This window comes from Sphingomonas sp. Mn802worker (assembly GCF_000382485.1).
Lineage (GTDB): Bacteria > Pseudomonadota > Alphaproteobacteria > Sphingomonadales > Sphingomonadaceae > Sphingomonas.
Genome location: NZ_AORY01000004.1, coordinates 223,790 through 236,297 on the forward strand (window position 1 = coordinate 223,790; position 12,508 = coordinate 236,297).

General features: G+C 66.5%; 16 protein-coding genes and 1 tRNA gene. 3 read left to right on the forward strand and 14 right to left on the reverse strand.

Features of this window, described 5'->3' with window-relative positions; translation table 11 throughout:
• Positions 1-246 precede the first annotated feature (246 nt).
• The gene (locus SMN802W_RS18475; RefSeq protein ID WP_019515700.1) at positions 247-480 is read left to right on the forward strand and encodes a hypothetical protein; all 234 of its coding nucleotides are present in this window, start codon (positions 247-249) and stop codon (positions 478-480) included.
• Positions 481-517: 37 nt separating this feature from the next.
• On the opposite strand, the gene SMN802W_RS0104510 is transcribed toward SMN802W_RS18475, so the two are convergent.
• Both SMN802W_RS0104510 and cpdR read right to left on the reverse strand, forming a co-directional pair.
• Positions 518-592: transfer RNA gene (locus tag SMN802W_RS0104510), tRNA-Val, on the reverse strand.
• A 43-nt stretch (positions 593-635) separates the two neighbouring features.
• Positions 636-1,013: a cell cycle two-component system response regulator CpdR gene (gene cpdR / locus SMN802W_RS0104515; protein WP_026325742.1), complete on the reverse strand. Its 378-nt coding sequence runs from the start codon at positions 1,011-1,013 to the stop codon at positions 636-638.
• A 134-nt stretch (positions 1,014-1,147) separates the two neighbouring features.
• Between cpdR and SMN802W_RS0104520 the strand changes: the two genes are divergently transcribed.
• A complete protein-coding gene (locus SMN802W_RS0104520; protein WP_019515702.1) occupies positions 1,148-1,993 on the forward strand; it encodes an N-formylglutamate amidohydrolase in 846 nt (281 codons plus the stop codon).
• Positions 1,994-2,180: 187 nt separating this feature from the next.
• Here SMN802W_RS0104520 and SMN802W_RS0104525 read toward each other — a convergent pair whose 3' ends face one another.
• From SMN802W_RS0104525 to SMN802W_RS0104535, 3 genes are all read right to left on the reverse strand, one after another.
• The gene (locus tag SMN802W_RS0104525) at positions 2,181-2,729 is read right to left on the reverse strand and encodes a cytochrome b (RefSeq protein ID WP_019515703.1); all 549 of its coding nucleotides are present in this window, start codon (positions 2,727-2,729) and stop codon (positions 2,181-2,183) included.
• Between the two features lie 13 nt (positions 2,730-2,742).
• The gene (locus tag SMN802W_RS0104530) at positions 2,743-3,510 is read right to left on the reverse strand and encodes a SapC family protein (RefSeq protein WP_019515704.1); all 768 of its coding nucleotides are present in this window, start codon (positions 3,508-3,510) and stop codon (positions 2,743-2,745) included.
• A gap of 135 nt (positions 3,511-3,645) precedes the next feature.
• Entirely contained in the window at positions 3,646-5,070 is a 1,425-nt protein-coding gene (locus SMN802W_RS0104535; RefSeq protein WP_051083501.1) for an FAD-binding oxidoreductase, read from the reverse strand.
• Between the two features lie 62 nt (positions 5,071-5,132).
• Between SMN802W_RS0104535 and SMN802W_RS0104540 the strand changes: the two genes are divergently transcribed.
• Positions 5,133-5,621 carry a hypothetical protein gene (locus SMN802W_RS0104540; RefSeq protein WP_019515706.1) on the forward strand — a complete coding sequence of 163 codons (489 nt, stop codon included), beginning with the start codon at positions 5,133-5,135 and terminating at the stop codon, positions 5,619-5,621.
• A 16-nt stretch (positions 5,622-5,637) separates the two neighbouring features.
• Here the strand turns inward: SMN802W_RS0104540 and SMN802W_RS0104545 are convergent, their stop codons facing one another.
• The 9 genes from SMN802W_RS0104545 to SMN802W_RS0104580 all read right to left on the reverse strand — a co-directional run bounded on the left by SMN802W_RS0104545 (position 5,638) and on the right by SMN802W_RS0104580 (position 12,460).
• Entirely contained in the window at positions 5,638-5,865 is a 228-nt protein-coding gene (locus SMN802W_RS0104545) for a hypothetical protein (protein ID WP_019515707.1), read from the reverse strand.
• A gap of 150 nt (positions 5,866-6,015) precedes the next feature.
• Entirely contained in the window at positions 6,016-6,378 is a 363-nt protein-coding gene (locus SMN802W_RS0104550; RefSeq protein ID WP_019515708.1) for a hypothetical protein, read from the reverse strand.
• On the reverse strand, positions 6,378-6,884 hold the full coding sequence (locus SMN802W_RS18695) for a JAB domain-containing protein (RefSeq protein WP_019515709.1): 507 nt from the start codon (positions 6,882-6,884) through the stop codon (positions 6,378-6,380). Before SMN802W_RS18695 ends, SMN802W_RS0104550 begins: the two co-directional genes overlap by 1 nt.
• Positions 6,885-6,952: 68 nt before the next feature.
• Complete coding sequence (locus tag SMN802W_RS18700; protein ID WP_019515710.1) at positions 6,953-7,399, reverse strand: hypothetical protein; 447 nt, start codon at positions 7,397-7,399, stop codon at positions 6,953-6,955.
• Between the two features lie 62 nt (positions 7,400-7,461).
• On the reverse strand, positions 7,462-7,812 hold the full coding sequence (locus tag SMN802W_RS0104560) for a hypothetical protein (protein ID WP_019515711.1): 351 nt from the start codon (positions 7,810-7,812) through the stop codon (positions 7,462-7,464).
• 38 nt (positions 7,813-7,850) lie between these two features.
• Positions 7,851-8,423: a response regulator transcription factor gene (locus SMN802W_RS0104565; RefSeq protein WP_083925607.1), complete on the reverse strand. Its 573-nt coding sequence runs from the start codon at positions 8,421-8,423 to the stop codon at positions 7,851-7,853.
• Positions 8,424-8,620: 197 nt separating this feature from the next.
• Complete coding sequence (locus SMN802W_RS0104570) at positions 8,621-9,016, reverse strand: hypothetical protein (RefSeq protein WP_019515713.1); 396 nt, start codon at positions 9,014-9,016, stop codon at positions 8,621-8,623.
• Between the two features lie 263 nt (positions 9,017-9,279).
• Positions 9,280-9,915, reverse strand: coding sequence for a TetR family transcriptional regulator (locus SMN802W_RS0104575; protein WP_019515714.1), 636 nt, complete (start codon positions 9,913-9,915; stop codon positions 9,280-9,282).
• Positions 9,916-9,985: 70 nt separating this feature from the next.
• Positions 9,986-12,460, reverse strand: a complete 2,475-nt coding sequence (locus SMN802W_RS0104580; RefSeq protein WP_083925608.1) for a hybrid sensor histidine kinase/response regulator — start codon at positions 12,458-12,460, stop codon at positions 9,986-9,988.
• Between the last annotated feature and the right edge of the window lie 48 nt (positions 12,461-12,508).

Sequence of the window (12,508 nt, forward strand, 5' to 3'; positions counted from 1 at the left end):
CCAAGGCTCCCGATCTGCTGCTCGTCCGTCGGCGGGGCCAGCTTTCGCTGGCCCGCGTCGACGGTCCCGCGGCGGAGGCGGTCTACGTGCGGGACAGCGGGGACGCCATCGCCGCGAGTCTGGTCGATGTCACCGGGGATCCTCTCTTCGACGTCCGCGTCTCGGATCCCGCCAGGATCGGCGTGCTCATGCGGCGGCTCTACGGCAGCAGGGTCCGCCTGGGGTCCGAAGCTGCTGCGGCACTCGATGGCCACCATCCTGGCGAACCGTCGCGTCGACATCATCGAATTGGAAATCGCGCTGGGACACCGCGTGCTCAAGAAGACCTCTTCTCGCTACGCGATATTCGATCCCGAGTATCTGTCGACCATCACAGCCGGGATCGAGGACGTGATCGCCGACCTCCTCAAGACGGTCGGCCCGGCGCTTCACCCGAAGCTCACCCGAGCCCACGATAACGTCGTGCCGCTTCGGGCATGAAAAATCCCGCCAATCCGTTGGACTGGCGGGATTTTTATGGTGGGCGTGGCAAGGATTGAACTTGCGACCCCTGCGATGTCAACACAGTGCTCTACCACTGAGCTACACGCCCGAGGGGGGTGCCTCTAGCGGGGGTCACCGGGCATGGCAAGCGCTCAATTCAATTCATTCAACGCGTCGACGTTGAACAGGCGATCAACCTCCAGCACGAGATCGCGCAGGTGGAACGGTTTCGACAGGACGCGAGCCTGCGGCATGGCATTGCCCGCCTTCAGCGTCACCGCGGCAAAGCCGGTGATGAACATGACGCGCAAATGCGGGACCAGCTCGGACGCCTTTTGCGCCAGCTCGATCCCGTCCATCTCGGGCATCACAATGTCGGTCAGCAGCAGATCGAACGATTCTTCTTCCAGCAGCGGCAGCGCCGCGGTGCCGCGATCGACTGCCTTCACCGCGTAGCCCGACCGTTCCAGCGCACGCGTCAGATATTCGCGCATCACCGCGTCGTCCTCGGCCAGCAGAATTTTGATCATCATCACCCTCGATCGAACAACCGTGGTTATGCCGCGAAGAGGGGTAACATTCCACCGCCGGAAATGGTGAACATTGTCGCAATGCGGCACGCGGAGTTGCCCCTGCGGCGAAGCTTCCATACGGATCGGGTGAAATGACCGCTTCGTTCCGCATCATCGGCAACGTTGCGCCCGACAGTCCGGTGGTGCTGTCGGTGCCGCATGCCGGACGCGCCTATCCCGACGCCTTGTACGCGGCGTTGCGCGTGCCGCGCACCAGCCTGCGTGCGCTGGAGGATCGGTACATGGATGCCGTGGTGTTGCCCGCACGCGGCAACGAGACGCTGCTGCTGCAGGATGCCCCGCGCGCCTGGATCGACCTCAACCGTGCGGAGGATGAACGCGACCCGCTGCTCGACGATGGCGCACGCCGATCGAATCTGTCGGCGAAGGTGCGCGCCGGACTCGGCATCGTGCCGCGTCGGACGGGTGCGACCGGCGATGTCTGGCGACGCCGGCTGGGGTGCGGCGAGGTCGATGCGCGGATCGTGGCGGATCATCGGCCGTATCATCGGGCGCTGGGCGAGGCACTGGCGCGCGCGCGCGACCGCTTCGGGGTGGCGGTGCTGCTCGACCTCCACTCGATGCCGCCGCTGCCGGGCGGCCGCACCCGCGTCGTCGTGGGTGACCGCTTCGGTCGTGCCGCGGCGCCCCGCTTCATGCGGCGGGTGGAGGCGGAGGTGGCCGCGAGCGGCCTCATTCACGCGGTCAACAACCCCTACGCCGGCGGCTACATCCTTGAGCGACACGCGCAGCAAGTGGCGCAAATTCACGCGGTGCAGCTGGAGATCGACCGAGCGCTCTATCTCGATCAGCGGCTCGACCAGGTAGGGCCGGGACTGGAACGGACAAGCGCTCTGGTCCGCGCGATCATCGACGCGCTGACCGAAGAGGCTCTGTCGGGCGTTGGCGGCAATGATCTGGCGCAAGCGGCCGAATGAAAAAAAGCCACCGTGCTAAAAGCACGGTGGCCGAGGTTCAGGGAGGAGGCACATCGAAGATGTGCCGTACGGTCTTGCGAAAGGGGGGACACAAGAACCGTACGCAACAAACATAAGACGACAGCCAAAGGTTTCAAGCAAGCGGCGAGAAAATCACCGTTTCCCCCGCACGCCTGATCGCTGCACCTCAGTGGCGTAGCACCGGTGCCATCCGCGCCAGCACGTGGTCGCGCTGGATCAGGTGATGGTAGAGTGCCGCCGCGACGTGAAGCACGACCAGAGCGAGCATCAGCCAGCCAAGCACACCATGCGCACTGTGTCCGGCGTCGGCCGCGCCTCCTGACAGCGGCAGCAGCGGCACGTCAAACAGGCCAAACCAGTTGAGCGGGCGCGTTGCATCAGGCGCGGACACCATCGCCCAGCCGGTCAGCGGCATCAGGACCATCAATGCGTACAACGCCCAGTGCGTCAGGTGCGCGGTGCCGCGCTGCCACTGCGGCGTACCTGCAGGCAGCGGCGGCGGGCGGTGCGTCAGCCGCCACGCCATCCGCGCGGCGGTGAGCGCAAGCACGGTGATGCCGATCGCCTTGTGCGCGCCCATCAGCTTGCGCAGCGCGGGGATCCCCTCGTGACCGATCCCGATCACGAGGTTGACGATCACCAGCGCGGCGATCGTCCAGTGGAACGCGATCGCCACCGACGAATAGCGGGCAGTGTCGGTGGAGTATCGCGTCACAAGGGTTCTCCGATCAGAACGTCAGCTGCTGCTGCGGCATCTTGCCCAGACGCACCTGCCGCGAGAAGACCTCGCGCATCAGCGCCAGCGAGAAAAGATGCGCGTAAAGCAGCGGCAGCATGCCGGACTGCGAAATCTTGCGCAATTGGTCGCCGCGCAGGTCGGCCAGCTTCTGCTCGTCGACCATCTGGAAACCGCGATAGACGAACGGCTGCTCGACACCTTCCTGCTGGATCGAGACCTCGCCGTCCATCAGCAGGTCCATCTCTCGCAGCTCCTTCATAAACTGGCTGGTGCGCGCCCCCGCCTGCTCGAAGCTTTCGGTGAACTGCAGCACGTTCTGCACGATCTCGGTCGGCTTGCCGTCGGCGAACATCGGCTCGCCGTCCTCGAACGGACCGATCGTGTCCGACGTCGGATCGAAGCACAGCGATAATTCCTGCGCATCGGGGCTGAGGCGGGCGAGCATGTACGGATAGCGGCGGATGTAAGCGGGGACGTAGAAATCGTCCTGGATCAGCTTTCCCTCGTCGTCGACGAAGACATTGACGCCCTCGTTCAGACCCATCAGTCCGATCGGAATCGCGTCGTCGCCGATCGAGAAGACGATCGGCATGTAGCGCTGCACCAGCGGGAATTCCTCAACCGTCAGCGGCACCGCATGCTGCTGCGCGAGGAAGGGAGCGACGTTCGCCGGACGGATGCGGTAATTCGCATGCGCCTCGCTCGAAAGCGGCTCCAGGCCATTGTAGAAGAGCGGAAGCTGCGGCGCGCTGGCCATTGAACATGTCTCCAGGTGTGATCGTTTTGATTTCTGCGCGAAAGTTCCCGCGCAGGCCGTCTTTTTCCGGCGGGTTATTCGGTGCAACGGTCACGCGCAAGCATGATCGGGCCTGGCGCGCGCCATCCGCGACCTTCAACGCGCGATGAGCTTGCCCGGATTGAACAGCCATGCGGGATCAAGCCCCTGCTTGATCGCACGCAGCGCGCCCATGCGCGCGGGCGAGGACAGGCGCGCCAGCTCGCCGATCTTCATCTGTCCGATCCCGTGTTCGGCCGAGATCGATCCGCCTGCCGCCACGACCAGGTCGTGAACGAACGCGGAGACGACCGGCAGCTGCTCGGCGTACCAGTGCGCCGGGTCGCTCCCTTTCGGGGCACGAACATGGAAATGGATGTTGCCGTCGCCCAGATGCCCGAACCCCGACGCGCGCGTGCCGGGAAAGCGCGCCTCGCACGCGGCGGCGGCCTCGACCATGAAGCGCGGCATCGTGTCGACCGGCACCGAAATATCGTGTTGCGCCGCCGGTCCGGTCGCACGCTCGGCATCCGAGATCGATTCGCGCATCCGCCAGAAGGCATCGGCCTGCGCCTCGCTCGCCGCGATCGTCGCATCGGCGATCAGCCCGTCCGCCAACGCGGCGGCGAGCACACGCTCGACCATGCCGACGGGGTCGGCGGCGGCGTCAGCGGCCGTGACCTCGACCAGCACATGCCATGGGGCCGCGCTCTCCACCGGCGCGCGCGCGTCGGGCAGATAGGCGAGCACGGCGTCGAGTGACTCGCGCGGCATTAGCTCGAAACTCTCCACTGCGTCGCTTGCCGCCTGAAATTGCCGCAGCAGCAGCAGCGCATCGTCGGGCGAGCCGAGCGCGATCCAGGCGACAGCACGCGCCGCGACCGCCGGCACCAACCGCAGCGCCGCGGCGGTGACGATGCCGAGCGTTCCCTCCGCCCCGATCAGCAGTTGGTTGAGATCATAGCCGCGATTGTCCTTCTTGAGTGGCGACAATCCGTCGTGGAGCGATCCGTCGGGCAATACCACCTCGACGCCGGCGACCAGCCCGCGCATCGTGCCGAAGCGCAGCACCTGCGTTCCGCCCGCGTTGGTCGACACGAGGCCACCGACCGTCGCCGATCCGCGCGCGCCGAGCGTCAACGGGAAGCGTTGACCAACCGACAGCGCCGCCTCGTGCAGATCGGCCAGGATCACGCCTGCTTCGGCGACCGCAAGTCCGGCGGCGGGATCGAGCCGTCGCATCCGCTTCATGCGGCGAAGCGACAGGATCGCCGCGCTGCCGTCTGCCGGCGGGGTCGCGCCGCCGACCATCGAGCTGTTGCCGCCTTGCGGAACCAGCGGCACGCCGTGCGAGACTGCCGCGCGCACCGTCGCCTGGACCTGGGCGGTATCTTCCGGCTCGATCAGCAGGTCGGCATGGCCCTGATAACGGCGCCGCCAATCGATCAGCCACGGTGCAATCGCGTCCGCGTCGGTGACGATCGCGCGCGATGGCAATTGCGTGGAAAGGTCGGTGGCAAGACGTTGCAGCGCGGAGGTCATCGCCCCGTCTTGCGGCGAATTCATCAAAGGTTCAAACGTTTGAGCGCAATCCACCGTGGTCGATGTTCACGCGCGTTCGCCCTTCTTCGCTGACCGGCTCTGCACTGCTTGCTCCCGCGCTCCTGTTCGGGGCGGCGCCGATGCTGGTGTCGGCGCAGCTGCCGCCGCCGCCTTGGGCGGGTAGCGAACTGGCGCAGCTCACCATCCACGAACGGCTGATTATTCGCATTCCGCGCGTCTTGCCGTCACGGCTACGTGCGACACCGATCGCACCGGTGTGGCACGAGAAGAAGGGGCCGCGTTGCGTCGAGATGAAATCGCTTACCGGCGCGGCGATCAGCGACGATGGCGATGTCGACCTGATCGTCGACGGGGTCAGCCGAATTCGTGCCAAGCTGGACGATGATTGTCCGGGGATGAACTTCTATTCGGGCTTCTACCTGAAGCCGACCGCAGACGGTAAGATTTGCGCCGGCCGTGATCTGCTACGTTCACGCAGCGGATCGCGATGCGGGATCGATCGCTTCCGGCGGCTGGTGACGGCGAAATAGGCCGCGCCGACGCTGCCTAGCCGATGACGCGCGTCGGACGCTCGCGCTTTACCGTCTGGGCCGCCGGCGGAGCGGACGCGTTCGCCATCGCCGCCGCAGTGCCGGTCGCCGGGCGAAGGTGGAACCACTCGGGTCGGTCGATCGCGATCAGGAAGGCGAGCACGCTCAACCCGAATCCCAGCATCAGCAGCGAGGCACGGATCGACTCGAGCAGGCTACGGTGACGCGGATCGGCTTCATGCATCGGTGCGGACTCCTGGAACGAATGTCAGATCTACCCGACAGCGATCGCGTTCGTGTGATCCCCACGTGACGTTTTCTTGCTGCAACGCAGCGTAACATTTTGGCAGCGGAGCAAGTATCGTGCGACTTGTCCCAGCAACATACTCGCGCGCTAATCGTCCTCGGATTTCTTATGCAGCGACCGCAGATCGTGAAGCAGCGCGATCGGCTCGTCCGCATCGCCGACATGGATCAAGGCGCGCTCCGCATCGATGAACGAGATCGCGGCATCGGCCCGATCGGTGCGTTGTTGCAGCAGCCGTTGCATGGCGGCAAGGTCGATGCCGGGGGTGCGACGGTCGACCAGGATGATGTCGGGATCGGCGCCGGCCTCGATCAGGCGCAACGCCTGCGCACCGTGCGGAACCGAGCGGACGGTCATCGCGGTGCGCAACCGCTCGTACAGGCTGAGCGGCAGGTGTGAATCGATTGTCGCCTCGACCACCATGACGTCGAGCGGGCGGCGGCGACGCATCAGATCAGCCCTGCGGCACGCAGGCTGACCTGGCCGCCCGCGGCGACGATGACATGGTCGTGCAGCGCGATCTTCAGCGGCGCGGCCGCTGCGAGCACCGCGCGTGTCAGCGCCACGTCGTGTCTGCTCGGCGTCGGGTCGCCCGAGGGATGGTTGTGCGCCAGGATGATCGCGGTGCTGCCGAGGTCGAGCGCACGGTGGATCAACTCGCGCACATGGATCGCGGTGGCGTCGATCGTCCCGCGCGCCACGACCTCCGACCGGATCAGGCGGTTGCGCGTGTCGAGGAACAACGCGCGTACCTCCTCGCGCGGCAGGAACGCCATCTGCACGCGCAACAGGTCGTGGAGCGCAATCGAGTCGGACACGAGCGGCCGATCGTCGAGCCGGCATTCGAGCACGCCGCTCATCGTCTCGGCAAAGCTCGCAAGCGCGGCGCTGACCGCAGCGCCGTCGCGCACCACCGCGTCGATCCGGTGCGGGCTGGCGGTCAGCGTTGCCGCCACCGTCTCGAACTCCGCCGCCAGCGCCCACGCCTCGTGCTGCGCATCGGGCAGGTCGCGCAGCAGGTAGCTTAGCTGGCGCGCGCACTCCCGTGCCCGCGCGCTGACGCACCCGTGTGGCTCGGCGTCCGCCAGATGCCCGCCGCGAGCACCGGCAACAACAGGTAGGTCGTCAGTCCCGCGATCGAATAACCGTTCGCGTGGAAACCCGGATTGATCAGCCGTCCCAGGTGCGCCAGCAGCGACGGCACCATCAGCGCGGCGGCGAGGAGAGGCCATCGGCGTTCCGATCTCACGGCCACCAGCACGAAGATCGCAAAGGTGATCAGATCGAGCACCATGATGCGCCATTCGAGTTGGTGGTAACGGATCGCCAGCGGCGAGCGCGCGAGGCGGGTGAGCACCACACCGACGAACAGCGTGGTCGTGACCATTCGCTCGTGCCAGCCGCCGCGCAGCCAAGCGGCGATGACCAGCAACGCACTGACGATCCAGAAACAGGCGACATACCACGGCATAGGTGCTGACCCATCACCGCGCGAGCGCCGGGTCAAGCCCGAACGCTCGTGCGCCCACGGGTTCAGGCGGCCTGCGCGGCCGCGAGCGTCAGCGTCGGCGAGGTTCGCTCGGGCGACACGGTGTCGTCGGGGCCGACCGCGCCGGGTGCGATGTTCCAGGCGGCACGATATTCGGCCAGCCGCACATGAACGCGGTAGAGCGCATCCTGCGCCGCGAACGACGCATTCGCCGCCTCGAGCGCGAGCGCGACGACGTCCCCGGCCTCGTCGGGCACAAAACGCGCGCGCTGCCGTGCCTTCAACAGCGTGGCGACGCACTCGAAGCTCGCAGCAGCGGCGTCGACTGCTTGGCGCTTGGCGGGAAGAAAGGATGCGCCGACGTCGAGCGCGATCTGGTGACGGAGATGCGACATGCGGTGAACTCCCGTGCCTGGCCGGGCAGGCGCGCCGGCTAGTTGGTGCGATGTCGGTGGATCGCGTCCGCCCAGCGCTGCAGTCCGTCGGTCACCGGTGCGACCAGCGCCAGTGCCGCCATGACGGCGAACCCCAGCGCGGCGATCGTCAGCAATCTGGACAGCGCGGAAGGGTAACGATCCGCCGTGTTGCCGCCGGTGAATTGGGTCGGAGCGTTTGTGGGTAGGTGCAGGAAGATCGCTCGATCCTCCCGCACCATCTCCGCGTCGCCCCCCAACGCATCGACCCCCGATTGATGCGGCGGATCGGCCGGATGCGGGATACCAGACAGTGCCTTAAGGGATGGCTTGGTAGGCTCAGGCAGCGCAAGTGTCTGAAAAGATTTGATCTCAACGGTGCGCTCATCCTCCGCCACCATGCGCGCCGCGGCGGGCCGGCGGATCCCGCCCAGCTTGGCGCGCGCGTTGCGGACGTGGGTCTCGACCGTCTTCGCCGACAGGTTGAGGGCGCGCGCGACCTCGGGGCCTTCCAGTCCTCGCGCGAACAGGCGCAGCACTTCGCGCTCGCGCGCGGTCAATGCTCGCAGACCGTCGTGTGACGTGGAAGGCATGGCTAGTCCCGGTTCGCCGCCAAATGAGGAACCGATATTAACCTTGTTCGCACATGCCCGCCAGTGTGCGATTGGTTCGACCGATCAACGTCACCGGCGAGTGCGCGTATAGATGCCGGGACGGGCGAGCATTCTCTCCGACCTCGCTTGATCCGGCCGCTTACCCGATCACTCAATACGAGCGAGCAAGTCTTGCCTCAGGCCTGCGGCTTGCGCGCGACGCGGGCGGACGCGATGCTGCCGAGCAGCGTCTCATATTGCGCCATCGTGTAACCGGCGTCGGTGAAAGCGGTCAGCGCGCTGCTCGGGACGGTGTAGCCGTGGTGCCAGCTGAGCACCGCCATGCGGCGCAACGCCTCCAGCTTCGAATCGGCAAGCCGCGGATTGTGGCGCGAGCCGAACAGCCCTCCCATCGCGACCGAGATGCGCGACGGCTGCCGCAGCGACGACAGGCGATCGTTGCGCGCGATCGCGACAACCGACCATTCGAGCGCGCTCAACTGCGTCGCGGGCGTTTCGACCGGCAGGGGGTCGTGGCGCGGGGCAAGCGTCGACAACTCGTCATGCCGGGCTGCGAAATCGATATAGGCCATCACTGTCTCCCTGCCGCGTGCGCGTGCGAAACCGCGATCATGGTCGAGCCATGTCCGGGTTGATTGTCTTGCTGGCGGATCGTCGGAACGAACCGCGCTTCGATGTTGATGACGATCGGCCGAAACCGTTCGTGGGTGGGTGGAGGCCTTCCCGATCAGGTCAGCATCCGTTTCTATACTCAGCGGTATAGAAACCGCGCCGGGTCAGGTCAACAGCTTTGTGTACCGCACGGTAAAATAATTCGCTCGGAGACTGCCGAAGATCAACGCGTCGGCCATATCGCCAAGCTGGTGTCGACCACGCGCTCCAGATCGGCGCGCGTCGCTCCCGATCCCGCTTGCACCGCCATGCCCTGCACCAGCGCGTAGATATAGGCCGTCAGCGCCTCGGGCGCGAAATGCGCGGGCAGGTCGCCTTCGTCCTGCGCGGTGCGGAACCGCTCAACCAACGCGGCCTGCGACGAGGCGCGCCGTTTCATCACCTCGGCCTTGATCGATTCACCCTCCGCCCCACACGCGCTTGACGTGATGACGCGCAGGCACCCGCTCGGCCCGCAATCGTTCGTCTGTGCATCGATCGCGCCGCGCATCAGATATTCGGCAACCGCGCGCGCGGTCGGCTGCTGCAAGGCCTCTCGCGTATAGGCAAGCTTTTCCGCCTCGTAGAGGTCGAGCGCCTTGTGGAACAACGCTTCCTTGTTGCCGAATGCCGCGTAGATGCTCGGCTTGGTGATCCCCATCGCCTGGGTGAGGTCCGCCATAGTCGCGCCCTCATACCCCTTCGACCAGAACACGCCCAGCGCCGCCGTCAACGCGGTGTCGACGCAGAATTCGCGCGGACGCCCCTTGGGCGCTGCGCACGGCGACGTGGCAGGAGCATCGATCAAGGCAATTTCCATAACGCCCGGTATATAATTATGCGGACGCCAGAGTCCAGTCAGGCGTCAGCCCGCGCCCGCTCCAGCGTGTTCAGTCGACGAGCATATCCGCCACGCGGCGCTTCAGCTCCGCCAGGTCGAACGGCTTGGTCAGCACCGCCATGCCTCCCTCCAATTGGCCGGCGCCGACCGCAGCGTTGGCGGCATAGCCGGTGACGAACAACACGGCCAGCGACGGCCTGACCGCGCGTCCGGCATCCGCGACCTGTCGCCCGTTCAGCCCGCCCGGCAAGCCGACGTCGGTAATCAGCAGGTCGATCGCCATGTCGGTGCGAAGGATCGCGATCCCCTTGGATCCATTCGAGGCGGTCAATACGCGGTATCCCGCCTCCACCAGTACGTCGCAGACCAGGTCGGTAATGGCGGTCTCATCCTCGACCAGCAGGATCGTGCGGCCGCGCGAATTCCGGCTGGGCTCTTCGTCCTGCGAGGAGGGCGCGGTGGATGTGGCATGTGCCGGCACCGCGCCGACCAGCCGCGGCAAAAAGAGCGACATCGTCGTGCCATGGCCGATACGCGATCGCACCTGCACCTGCCCGCCTGACTGATGCACGAAGCCGTGGATCATCGACAATCCGAGCCCGGTGCCTTCACCGATCGGCTTGGTAGTGAAGAACGGATCGAACACGCGCTCGATCACGTCATCGCTCATCCCGGTGCCGGTGTCGGTCACACGCAGCACAACGTAATCGCCCGGCATCAAATCGGGGAGCTCGGGTGAGGCTGCAGCGATGGCGACATTCTCGGTCGTGATCGACAGCCGCCCGCCATCGGGCATCGCATCACGCGCGTTGATGCAAAGGTTGAGCAACGCATTCTCGAGTTGCGGCGCGTCGACCAGCACCGGCCACAATTCGCGCGGCGTTTCGACACTCAGTTCGATCTCGGGGCCGAGCGTGCGGTCGATGATGTCGATCATGCCGGCGACCAGCACGCCCGTGTCGGTCGCGGTCGGCGCCAGCGTCTGGCGGCGCGAGAAGGCGAGCAGGCGCTGCGTCAATGCCGCGGCGCGCTGCGCGCCTGTTGTCGCCATCGTCATATAACGGTCGAGCCGGTCATATTGCCCGGCCTTGATCCGGTGGCTCAGCAGTTCGAGCCCGCCCGTCACCGCGGTCAGCAGGTTGTTGAAATCGTGCGCCAGCCCGCCGGTCAGCTGTCCGACCGCCTCCATCTTCTGCGCCTGTCGCAACTGGCTCTCGGTCGCGGCGAGCGCTTCTGCCTGCGCGCGCTCCTCGGTCGCGTCGCGCCCGACCGCGATGATCAGGCCATCGCCCGGTCCCGCCGCCCAGACGATGGTGCGATAGCTGCCGTCCTTGTGGCGATAGCGGTTCTCGAATCGGGCGTACGCCTCGCCCGCGCCGATGCCGGCCGCTGCCGCCGCGGTCCGCTCCAGGTCGTCGGGATGCGTCAGCGGCAGGAAGTTCTGCCCCACCAATTCGCGTTCGCTCCAGCCGAGCACGCGCGTCCACGCCGGATTGACCGCATCGATCGTGCCGTCGGCGCGCGCGACCAGCATCAGGTCACTCGACAATTGCCACAGCCGGTTGCGGTCGGCGGTCCGCTCCGCCACCTGTCGCTCCAGCGTCGCGGCAAGCTCCTCAAGTTGCCGGCGCGCGGCGCGGCGCTGCGTTTCGTCACGCGCAATCTTGATGAAGCCGCGTTCCCGCCCTTGCGCGTCGGCAGGCAGCGGGTGGACAGAGCCGTTCAGGTACACGTGCGTTCCGTCGCGCCGCACCTGCCAGCGTTCATCGGCGGCGCCGCCAACCCGCGCCGCGCCGATCAGCTCGCGCACGTCCGCACCCGAAGCGCGATCCTCGGGCGTGAAGGTCATCGACATGGGCTGGCCGACCGCCTCCGCCGGGGTCCAGCCGAGCACCGCCTGCGCGCCCGCCGACCAGCTGGTGATGACCCCGCCCGGATCGGTCGTGAAGATGACGTGGTCGGTCGCGCCTTCGATCACCAGGCGCAGGCGTTCCTCGCTCTCGCGCAAGGCCGCGTCGGCCAGCACGCGCGTCGTCGTCTCGTTGGTGAAGATGAACAGGCCGGCGATCTCGCCAGCCTCGTCGAGCACGCGCGAGTAGGAGAAGGTCCACCATGTGTCCGCCGCGCCACGATCCGTGTCGAGCTTCCACGGCAGGTCGGTGAAACGCTGGCTGCGGCCGTCGAACGCGTCGCGCACGATCGGCATCGCCTGTTCGAGCGCGTCAGCCCATACCTCGGCGAAGCGTGCGCCCATTGCCCAGTCAAGCCGGGGTCCGAGCAGTGGAAAATACGTCTCGTTGAAGAAAAAGAACAGGTCGTTGCGACCCCAGCTGAGGATCATCGATTCGGGCGAATTTAGGATCAGGCTGAGCGCGGTCTTGAGCGCCGTCGGCCACCCCTCGGGCGGGCCGAGCGGATGGTCGCGCCAGTCGCGCGCCAGGATCAGCGCGGTCGCGGCACCGCCGCCTGCCAGAAAGCGCAGGCCGGGCGGCAATGGATCGGGGGACGTCGGATCGGAGTGCATGGCCTCGTGCGGGCGAGAAGGTCGATGATGCGACACATAGCCGGGCGG

What these genes read in the sequence shown, in the direction of transcription:
- SMN802W_RS0104540 (WP_019515706.1), top strand. Translation starts at nt 5,133, where the DNA reads ATGTTCACGCGCGTTCGCCCTTCTTCGCTGACCGGCTCTGCACTGCTT.
- SMN802W_RS18475 (WP_019515700.1), top strand. Translation starts at nt 247, where the DNA reads ATGGCCACCATCCTGGCGAACCGTCGCGTCGACATCATCGAATTGGAA.
- SMN802W_RS0104535 (WP_051083501.1), bottom strand. Translation starts at nt 5,070, where the DNA reads ATGACCTCCGCGCTGCAACGTCTTGCCACCGACCTTTCCACGCAATTG.
- SMN802W_RS18700 (WP_019515710.1), bottom strand. Translation starts at nt 7,399, where the DNA reads ATGCCGTGGTATGTCGCCTGTTTCTGGATCGTCAGTGCGTTGCTGGTC.
- SMN802W_RS0104530 (WP_019515704.1), bottom strand. Translation starts at nt 3,510, where the DNA reads ATGGCCAGCGCGCCGCAGCTTCCGCTCTTCTACAATGGCCTGGAGCCG.
- cpdR (WP_026325742.1), bottom strand. Translation starts at nt 1,013, where the DNA reads ATGATCAAAATTCTGCTGGCCGAGGACGACGCGGTGATGCGCGAATAT.
- SMN802W_RS0104550 (WP_019515708.1), bottom strand. Translation starts at nt 6,378, where the DNA reads ATGCGTCGCCGCCGCCCGCTCGACGTCATGGTGGTCGAGGCGACAATC.
- SMN802W_RS0104580 (WP_083925608.1), bottom strand. Translation starts at nt 12,460, where the DNA reads ATGCACTCCGATCCGACGTCCCCCGATCCATTGCCGCCCGGCCTGCGC.
- SMN802W_RS0104545 (WP_019515707.1), bottom strand. Translation starts at nt 5,865, where the DNA reads ATGCATGAAGCCGATCCGCGTCACCGTAGCCTGCTCGAGTCGATCCGT.
- SMN802W_RS0104520 (WP_019515702.1), top strand. Translation starts at nt 1,148, where the DNA reads ATGACCGCTTCGTTCCGCATCATCGGCAACGTTGCGCCCGACAGTCCG.
- SMN802W_RS0104575 (WP_019515714.1), bottom strand. Translation starts at nt 9,915, where the DNA reads ATGGAAATTGCCTTGATCGATGCTCCTGCCACGTCGCCGTGCGCAGCG.
- SMN802W_RS0104570 (WP_019515713.1), bottom strand. Translation starts at nt 9,016, where the DNA reads ATGGCCTATATCGATTTCGCAGCCCGGCATGACGAGTTGTCGACGCTT.
- SMN802W_RS0104565 (WP_083925607.1), bottom strand. Translation starts at nt 8,423, where the DNA reads ATGCCTTCCACGTCACACGACGGTCTGCGAGCATTGACCGCGCGCGAG.
- SMN802W_RS0104560 (WP_019515711.1), bottom strand. Translation starts at nt 7,812, where the DNA reads ATGTCGCATCTCCGTCACCAGATCGCGCTCGACGTCGGCGCATCCTTT.